This window comes from Nocardiopsis trehalosi NBRC 14201 (assembly GCF_001552555.1).
GTDB classification, from domain to species: domain Bacteria; phylum Actinomycetota; class Actinomycetes; order Streptosporangiales; family Streptosporangiaceae; genus Nocardiopsis_B; species Nocardiopsis_B trehalosi.
This window is the reverse complement of sequence record NZ_BCRK01000227.1, coordinates 1-8,311: the sequence shown is the minus strand read 5'-3', so window position 1 is coordinate 8,311 and position 8,311 is coordinate 1. Positions and strand designations below refer to the sequence as shown.

6 protein-coding genes are annotated in these 8,311 nt (G+C 76.9%); 4 read left to right on the top strand and 2 right to left on the bottom strand.

The window, feature by feature from the left end; genetic code table 11:
- Positions 1 to 70 precede the first annotated feature (70 nt).
- Positions 71 to 964, bottom strand: a complete 894-nt coding sequence (locus NT8_RS25440) for a sigma-70 family RNA polymerase sigma factor (protein ID WP_067974796.1) — start codon at positions 962 to 964, stop codon at positions 71 to 73.
- 94 nt (positions 965 to 1,058) lie between these two features.
- Here NT8_RS25440 and NT8_RS25435 point away from each other — a divergent pair, with 94 nt between their 5' ends.
- The gene (locus tag NT8_RS25435) at positions 1,059 to 2,369 is read left to right on the top strand and encodes an FAD-binding oxidoreductase (protein WP_067974793.1); all 1,311 of its coding nucleotides are present in this window, start codon (positions 1,059 to 1,061) and stop codon (positions 2,367 to 2,369) included.
- A gap of 402 nt (positions 2,370 to 2,771) precedes the next feature.
- On the opposite strand, the gene NT8_RS25430 is transcribed toward NT8_RS25435, so the two are convergent.
- The gene (locus NT8_RS25430; RefSeq protein ID WP_067974790.1) at positions 2,772 to 3,698 is read right to left on the bottom strand and encodes a TetR/AcrR family transcriptional regulator; all 927 of its coding nucleotides are present in this window, start codon (positions 3,696 to 3,698) and stop codon (positions 2,772 to 2,774) included.
- Positions 3,699 to 3,768: 70 nt separating this feature from the next.
- On the opposite strand from NT8_RS25430, the gene NT8_RS25425 reads away from it, so the two are divergent.
- The 3 genes from NT8_RS25425 to NT8_RS25415 all read left to right on the top strand — a co-directional run bounded on the left by NT8_RS25425 (position 3,769) and on the right by NT8_RS25415 (position 8,266).
- A complete protein-coding gene (locus NT8_RS25425) occupies positions 3,769 to 5,502 on the top strand; it encodes a right-handed parallel beta-helix repeat-containing protein (protein ID WP_067974787.1) in 1,734 nt (577 codons plus the stop codon).
- Positions 5,492 to 6,364, top strand: a complete 873-nt coding sequence (locus NT8_RS30315; protein ID WP_067974785.1) for a VOC family protein — start codon at positions 5,492 to 5,494, stop codon at positions 6,362 to 6,364. The genes NT8_RS25425 and NT8_RS30315 overlap by 11 nt, the downstream gene beginning before the upstream one ends.
- A 327-nt stretch (positions 6,365 to 6,691) precedes the next feature.
- Entirely contained in the window at positions 6,692 to 8,266 is a 1,575-nt protein-coding gene (locus NT8_RS25415; RefSeq protein ID WP_084469277.1) for an apolipoprotein N-acyltransferase, read from the top strand.
- Positions 8,267 to 8,311: the final 45 nt, after the last annotated feature.

Sequence of the window (8,311 nt, the reverse complement as noted above, 5' to 3'; positions counted from 1 at the left end):
CGCCGTGTCGACGTGTCGGCCCGGCCATGGGTAGACACGTCGACACGTCGACACGCGACCGCGCGGGCGGTCAGGCGTCCAGGGCGGTGAGGTCGAGGCGGGCCAGGCGCTCGGGGTCGGCGAGGGCGTCGATGCGCGCGATCCGGCCGTCGACCACGGTGTAGGCGAGGACGGAGAACGGGCGCCCCTCCTCGGAGAGCACCACGATCCCGAACGCTCCGTTGATGAGCGCGTAGCGCACCCGCTCGGCCGGCTGCGCGTAGGTCGCCGCCTGGCGGGCCACCGCCTCGGCGCCGTGCACCACGGCCGCCCCCGGGCGCAGCGCGCCCCAGTCGGCGCGCGCCGTGGCGTCCGGGTGGAGCAGCCGCACCAGCCCCTCGAAGTCGCCGCCGCGCGCGGCGGTCAGGAACGCCTCGACCACCCGCCGCTGCCGCGCGAGGTCGGGGTCGGGTGCCGGGGCGGCGCCGCGCACCCGGCGCCGGGCCCGGCTGGCGAGCTGCCGGGCGGCCGCGGGTTCGCGGTCCACGATCGGCGCGATGTCGGCGAAGGACACCCCGAACATGTCGTGCAGGACGAACGCCAGGCGCTCGGCGGGCGGCAGGGTGTCCAGCACCACCAGGAGGGCGAGGCCCACGGAGTCGGCCAGCACCGCCTCGTGCTCGGGGCCCTCGCCGTCGACCGGCGCGAGCACCGGGTCGGGCACGTGCGCGCCCGCCAGGTCCTCGCGGCGGGAGCCGCGCGCGCGGAGCATGTCCAGGCAGACCCGGCCGACCACGGTGGTCAGCCAGCCGGCGAGGTTGTCGATCCCCTCGTCACCGGTGCGGCTGAGCCGGAACCACGCCTCCTGGACGGCGTCCTCGGCCTCGGTCATCGAACCGAGCATCCGGTAGGCCACCGCGTTCAGCCTGGTGCGGTGCTCGTCGAAGCGGCGCGCCAGCAGTTCGTCGGCCGAGTTCTCCACCATCGGTCACATCCTCACGTTCCGATCCGTCATGGGGGTGACGGACCGAGGAGGGCGGGTGTGACCGCCCCCCGCACACGAATTCGCGAGGACCCCCATGAACGCTCTGCCCCAGCTTCGCACCCTGGTCGAGGGCCGCGTGCTGCTGCCCTCCGATGCGGGCTTCGACGCCGCCCGCGCCCCCTGGAACCGCGCCGTCCGACAGCCGGTCGCCGCGGTCGTGGAGGCCGCCGGGGCCGACGACGTCGCCGCCGTCGTCCGGTACGCCCGCGACGCGGGCCTGGCGGTGTCCGCCCAGCCCAACGGGCACGGCGCCACCGGTGACGTCGACGGTGTGGTGCTGCTGCGCACCGGCGCCCTGGACCACCTGCACGTCGACCCGGCCGCCCGCACCGCGCGGGTGGGAGCGGGGGTGTCCTGGGGCCGGGTGCAGGCGGCGGCCGCCGAGCACGGGCTGACCGGGCTGGCCGGCAGCGCCCCGGGCGTGAGCGTCACCGGCTACACCTTGGGCGGTGGGCTGAGCTGGTTCGGCCGCGCGCACGGCTGGGCCGCCGACAGCGTCCTGGCCTTCGAGGTGGTCGACGCCGACGGCGCCCGCTCCCGCGTCACCGCCGACTCCGACCCCGACCTGTTCTGGGCGCTGCGCGGCGGGGGCGGCGACTTCGCGATGGTCACCGAGGTCGAGTTCCGGCTGCACCCCGCGCCCGAGCTGTACGGCGGCCGCCTGTTGTGGCCGGGCCACCTGGCCCCGGCGGCGCTCGACGCCTTCCGCCGGGTCACCGAGGCGGCGCCGCCGGAGCTGTCGCTGTGGTGGACCCGCATCGGCCCGCCCGGGGGCGCCCCGCTGGTAGCCGTGGACACCGCGTTCCTGGGCGACGCGACGGCGGCGAAGGAGCTGCTGCGCCCGCTGGAGGACGTGGGCACCCCGATCGCCGACTCCCGCGCCCCGATGTCGCCGGCCGACCTCGGCACCATCACCGCCGACCCCACCGACCCGGGGCCCGGCATGAGCCGGACCCGCACGCTCACCGGCCTCGACGGCGACGCCGCCGCGATTCTGGCGGAGGGCCCGGTCGACCCGCTGCTGCTCCTGCAGCTGCGGCACGTGGGCGGCGCGCTGGCCGAACCGTCCGACACGCCGCTGGGCGCGCTGGCGGAGCCGTACCTGGTCTACGCGTTCGGGCTGCCGCTGTCGCCCGAGGCGGCGGCGGGCATCGGGGACCGGTGCGACCGCCTGTTCGGCGACCTGGGCGACCGCGTCGGCCGCCGCCGCCCCTACACCCTGCTCGCGCCCGGCGACTCCGCGGCGGACGCGTTCACCCCCGAGGCGCTGGACCGCCTGCGGCGCATCAAGCGCGAGCGCGACCCGCGGGGCGTCATCCGCGCCAACTTCCCGGTCCTGGGCTGACCCCCCGCTCCCCCGGTCCGTCACCGGAGGCTGCCGGGCCGGCCACGCGGCCGACCCGGCGCCCGGTGGCCCGGCGCCCGGTGGCCCGACGCCAGGTGGCCCGACGCCCGGTGCCCGGTGCCCGGCGGCCCGTCAGACGCGCCGGGCCGGGACCGCCGGATCGAAGCCGAGGAAGGCAAGCGCGGCCGTCCCGCGCTCAGCGGGTCGACGCCCGGTGGGCGGGGAGCGCCGACCGGCCGCCTCCGGGCCGCCGGCCGGCGCTCCCCGTCCGCGCCGCGTGTCGACCGGTCGACACGGCGACACGGCGACACGGCGACACGGCGACACGGTGATACGGCGACCCGGTGATACGGCGACCCGGTGATGCGGGGTGCGCCGCGCCGGCCCGGCCGGGGCGGCGGGTCAGGCCTCCGTGCGGCGGCGGTGCCGGTAAGCGCGCTGGCGGCAGGCGGCGGAGCAGTAGGCGCGGGGGCGGCCCGCCGGGCCGTCCGCGACCGGTCGGCCGCACACCTCACACGCCTTTTCGTAACGCACTACGTCACGGATGCGCGCTTCAATGCCGTCGAGGGTGCGCTCCAGGCCGTAGTCGAACGAGTCGGGCGGGGCGTCGTAGGCGCCCTCCCGGTAGAGGCGGCTGAGGGTGGGGTACCGGTCGAGGTGGGCGTACAGCGAGTCGCGCCGCCCCCACCACTCCTCGAAGCCGACCCCGCTGCCGCGTTCGGCGCGCGCCTCCGCCGCCGACCGCTGGGCGGCGCCGGCGACGACGCCGCTGACCAGGGACGCCGCGGCCACCACCTCCGCGGGCGGCAGCCCGGTGCGCGCCGTGATCTCCAGGGCCCGTTCGAACGCGGCGACCGCGTTGGGCCCCGGGACGCGCCGCGGGTCCTCGGCGTCGGCCAGCCAGGGGTGCCGGCGGTGGACGTCGAGCCCGCCCCGCGCCCACGCCGCCAGGTCCGCGCGCCAGTCCGCGCCCGGGTCGGGGCTGGTGACGGAGCCGGCACCGGAGCCGGGGTTGGCGTCGGGGCCGGGGGTGGCATCGGAGCCGGGGCCGGTGTCGGTACTGGTCTCGGGGTCGGGGCCGGGGACCGCCCCCCACCCGGCGAGGGCGGCGTCGTACATCAGCGCGACCAGCACCGCCTTGCCGGGGACGTGGCGGTAGAGCGCCATCGTGGTGAAGCCGAGCCGGTCGGCCAGACGGCGCATCGAGACCGCCCCCAGCCCCTCGGCGTCGGCCAGCTCCACCGCAGTGCGCACGATCCGGTCGAGGCTGAGCCCGCCCCGCGTCCGGGACCCCCACAGCAGTTCGGTGCTCCGCTCGGGATTCGCCATCGAGCCCCCTTCCCTGTATATGCTGTCTACCCGATGTGTACGCTGTAGACATGCCATTGGGAGGAATCAGATGATCTTCGTTGATCCGTCCGGGGACGACTCCGGGCCGGGAACGGCCGACCGCCCCTTCGCCACCCTGGAGCGCGCCCGCGACGCCGCCGCCCCGGGCTCCGTTGTCGAGCTGGGCGCCGGGACCTACCGCCTCACCAGGACCTTCGAGCTCACCGCCGCCCATTCGGGCGTCACCTACCGGGCGCGCGGCCACGGCACCCCGGAGCAGGCCGAGGTGGTGATCAGCGGGGGCCGCCCGGTGACCGGCTGGATCACGGACGGCGACGGGACCGCGCACGCCCCCCACCCCGGCCCCACCCCCCGCCAGCTCTACGTGGGCGGCCGCCGGGTCGAGCGCGCCGCCATCGCACTGGCCGACCTGGGCCTGCGGCGCACCGCCGACGGCTACACCGCCGACGGCACCGCCCCCCAGGCGTGGCGCGGCGAGGTGGAATTCGTCTACCGCGGCGTCTACCCCTGGACCGAGGGGCGCTGCCCGGTCGCGGCCGTCACCGGAGACGCCCGCACCTCCGCCATCGCGATGGCCCGCCCCGGCTTCGACCACATCGTGGGGCTGTACCACTCGGTCATCACCTGGGACGGCCCCGGCGCGGGCGAGACGTACGGCGCCGACTCCCCCACCTTCGCCGAGAACAGCCCGGCGTTCGTCACGGAGGGCACCTTCGCGGCGGGCGGCGGCACCGTCACCTACCGCCCCCGACCCGGCGACGACCTGGGCGACGCCGTCGCGCCTGCGCTGGAGACCCTGGTGCACGCGCGCGGCGTCCGCGACGTCGTCTTCCAGGGCATCACCTTCGCCGACGCCGCGTGGAACGGGCCGAGCGGCCCGGACGGCTTCCCGCACTACCACGGCAACGGCTACTACGACGGCGGCGGCGACCTGCGGATCGTCGAGTTCGCCGAAGGCCAGGGGCGGGTGACGGTGCCCGGCTCCAGCGCGAGCATCCCCGGCAACGTCGTGGTCGAGGACTCCCACGGGGTGCTGCTGGAGGACTGCCGGCTGACCCGCATGGGCGGGGTCGCACTGGAGTTCCGGGGCGCCGGGTCCGGCAACACGGTGCGCCGCACCGAGGTCACCGGGACCGCCGGGGGCGGGGTGGTGGTCGGCGCCGGGGCGCGCGGCCACCGCGTCGAGGACTGCCGCGTGCACCGGGTCGGCCGCGACTACCGGGGGTCCCCGGCGGTCCTCGTCGCGGGGACCGAGGACACCGTGCTCGCCCGCAACCTCATCGCCGACACCCCGCACGCGGGCATCGTCGTCTACGAGGGGCGCGGCACCCGGGTGCTGCACAACCTGGTGCACGACACCATGGGGGTGCTCGCGGACGGCGGCGGCGTCTACGTGTCGGGGCCGCAGGGCACGTCCCGCGCCGACGGCGCCGTCATCCGGGGCAACGTCGTCCGCGACACGCTGACCTCGTACAACTTCGGCCTCTACACCGACTACGGCGCCGCGTGGGTCGCGGTGGAGGGCAACGCGGTGTACCGGGCGGACGCGCCGGTGGCGCTGGCGGTGTCGCCGCCGCTGGAGCACGTGGTGTTCACCGGCAACGTCTGGGACGCCGACCCCGGCCCGGCCCCCGAGGGGGTGGTGCTCGACGGCAACACGGTCCTGGCGCCCGAGGCGTTCGCCACCGACCAGCGGGTCGCCGCCATCACCGCCGCCGCCGGCCCGCGCCGAGCGGCCGAGGACACGGCCCCCGAGGACGACGGGAGCCGCCATGCCGGATGAGGTGACCGTCCCGATCCTGCCGTGCGCGGACATCGATGAGATGGCGGACTTCTACCGCGCGCTCGGCTTCGAGCAGAAGTATCGGCAGACCCGACCCAACCCCTATGTCATCGTGCGGCGCGGCGGCATCGAACTGCACTTCGCGGCCATCCCGGGGTTCGTCCCGGAGGACTCCTACGGGTCGTGCATCGTGGCGGTGGACGACACCGCCGCCGTGTTCGCCGCGTTCGCGGCGGGCCTGCGCGCCGCCCACGGCCGACTGCCGCTGTCCGGCATCCCGCGCCTGACGCGGCCGCGCAAGCGGAGCAACACCGGCGACTCGTCGGGGTTCAGCGTCATCGACCCCGGCGGCAACTGGATCCGCTTCTTCCAACGCCCCGCCCCACAGGACCCGGACGGCCCGACGTCCCCGGACACGAACGCGGCGACCGCGTCGGCGGACACCCCGGCGCGCCCGGACCGCTCAGCGGACGCGGGTGGCAGCGCGGCGGACGCGGATGGCGGCCCAACGGGCGCAGGTGGGACCGGGGGGAGGCCGGACCGGTCACGGGGCGGCGCGCTCGCGCGGGCGCTGGAGAACGCGATCGTGCAGGGCGACTCCCGGGGCGACCACCGGCAGGCCGCCCGCGTCCTCGACGGGAGGCTCGCGCGCGGCGGGGACGTCCCGGCCGCCGTGCTCGTGGAGGCCCTGGTGTACCGGGCGGAACTCGCGGCCCGCCTGGACGACCCCGCCCACGCGGCCGAGCTGCTCCGCCGGGTCCGGGCCACCCCCCTCGCCCCGGACGAGCGCGAACGCCTCGCGGCCGCACTCGCCGCAGCGGACGACCTGGAACACGACCTCCCCCCGGAGCCGCCCGGCTGAGCCCCGCCCGGTCCGGCGGGGCCGGGGGCGGCCCGCCGGGCCGCCGCCCGGGCGCCCGAACGTCCGAGCGCCCGGAGTCGACGGGCGACGGGTACCGGGGGCGATGGGGCGGCCTGCCGCCATACCGGTACGTCGCCGTACCGGCGCGTCGACGGGTCGACCGCGCACCGGGTCGGGGGTGGGGCCGGCCGCAGGTGGGGGGCGGGGGGCACTGGAGGGGGAGCGGGCGGGCGGCCCCATGGGATCGGGCGGGCCGGATTCCTAGTGTTCTCGGCGGGCCGCCCCGGTGGCGGCCCGGATCCCGTCCCCGCCGAGAAGGGCCCACCCGTGACCGCTCCCGCCGCCCCGGCCGCCGATCCCCCCTCCGCCCCGGCCGCCGAGACTGCCGCAGGCCGGCCGCCCACCCGCCGCCGCAGATACCTGTGGCTGCTCGCCGGCGGCGGCCTCTCCCTGTTCGCGGTGCACACCGACCTCGACGTCGCCCTCGCCGCGTGGCTCTACCCGATGTTCCTGCTGCCCTTCGCCCGCACCGGCCGCCCCGTCGCGACGATGGCGTGGATCTGGGCGGTCGGCGTCGCCGGGGTCGTCTTCTGGATGTGGCGCGCCGACGTGACCTCGCCGCCGCTGCTGGCGATCGCCGTCGCCCTGGGCACGGCGCAGGCCGTCCCCTTCCTGCTGGACCGGCTGATCGCGTCCCGGCTGGCGACCCGCTCCGTGCTGCTGTCGACCCTGGTCTTCCCGGTCGCGAAGGTCGCCACCGAGTTCGCCCAGACCTCGTTGAGCCCGATCGGCTCCATCATCGGGGTTCTGGGCACCACCCAGCACGGCACGCTCCCGCTGGTGCAGGTCGCGTCGGTGACCGGCGTCTACGGCGTGAGCTTCCTGGTGGCGTGGGCGGCCGCCGTCGGCGCCCGCGTCCTGGCGGACGGCCGCCCCCGGCGCGCGGTCCTCCCGTCGGCCGCCGTGTGCGCCGGGGTACTCGGCTGCGTGCTGCTGGCGGGCGGCGCCCGGCTGGCGCTCGCGCCGACGGCCGAGGACACCGTGCGGACCGCCGCGATCACCCTGTCCGAGGCCGGCTACGAGGAGAAGCTGTCCCCCGCGTTCGAGGAGTACGGCTCCCTGGAGGAGATCGTCGGCGCCGACCCCGAGCAGGTGCGCCGCGACTTCGCCCCCATCAACCAGGAGCTGCTCGACGCCACCGTGCGCGAGGCGGAGGCCGGCGCCGAGCTCGTCGTGTGGAGCGAGTCGGCGGGGTTCGCGCTGGAGGAGCACCGCGACGACCTGCTCGACCGCGTCCGCGAGGTCGCCCGCGACCACGGCGTGCACGTCGAGGTCGGCATGTCCGTCTACATCGACGCGGCGCCCTACATGCGCAACCAGGCGGTCCTGATCACCCCCGAGGGGGAGACCGCGTGGACCTACGACAAGGCGCACCCCATCCCGGTGCTGGAGCCCTACGACGCGGGTTCGGGGGAGACGCCGTTCCACGACGCCCCGTTCGGCCGGCTGGCCACCGCCATCTGCTACGACGTGGACTTCCCGGCGACCCTGCGCCAGGCGGCGGCGGGCGGGGCCGACATCGTGCTGCTGCCGTCCAACGAGTGGGACGGCATCAAGCGGATGCACATGGAGAAGGCGGTGTTCCGCACCGTGGAGGGCGGGTTCAGCCTGGTCCGGCCCGTCGGGCGGGGCATCTCGACGGTGGTCGACCCGCACGGCCGCACGCTCGCGGCGGGCGACTACTTCGCCTCGGGCGGGGCGTCCGTGGTCGCCGAGGTCCCCGTCGCGCGCACCGCCACCGTCTACGGCGCCGTGGGCGACCTGTTCGCGTGGTCGTGCGTGGCCGCCCTCGCCGCAGCGGCCGCCCTGGCGGCGGCCCCGGTGGGCCGCCGGCGCCGCTGACCCCCGCCGCGCCGTCCGGGCACCACCGCACGCCCGGACGGCGCA

What these genes read in the sequence shown, in the direction of transcription:
- NT8_RS25440 (WP_067974796.1), bottom strand. Translation starts at nt 964, where the DNA reads ATGGTGGAGAACTCGGCCGACGAACTGCTGGCGCGCCGCTTCGACGAG.
- NT8_RS25435 (WP_067974793.1), top strand. Translation starts at nt 1,059, where the DNA reads ATGAACGCTCTGCCCCAGCTTCGCACCCTGGTCGAGGGCCGCGTGCTG.
- NT8_RS25430 (WP_067974790.1), bottom strand. Translation starts at nt 3,698, where the DNA reads ATGGCGAATCCCGAGCGGAGCACCGAACTGCTGTGGGGGTCCCGGACG.
- NT8_RS25425 (WP_067974787.1), top strand. Translation starts at nt 3,769, where the DNA reads ATGATCTTCGTTGATCCGTCCGGGGACGACTCCGGGCCGGGAACGGCC.
- NT8_RS30315 (WP_067974785.1), top strand. Translation starts at nt 5,492, where the DNA reads ATGCCGGATGAGGTGACCGTCCCGATCCTGCCGTGCGCGGACATCGAT.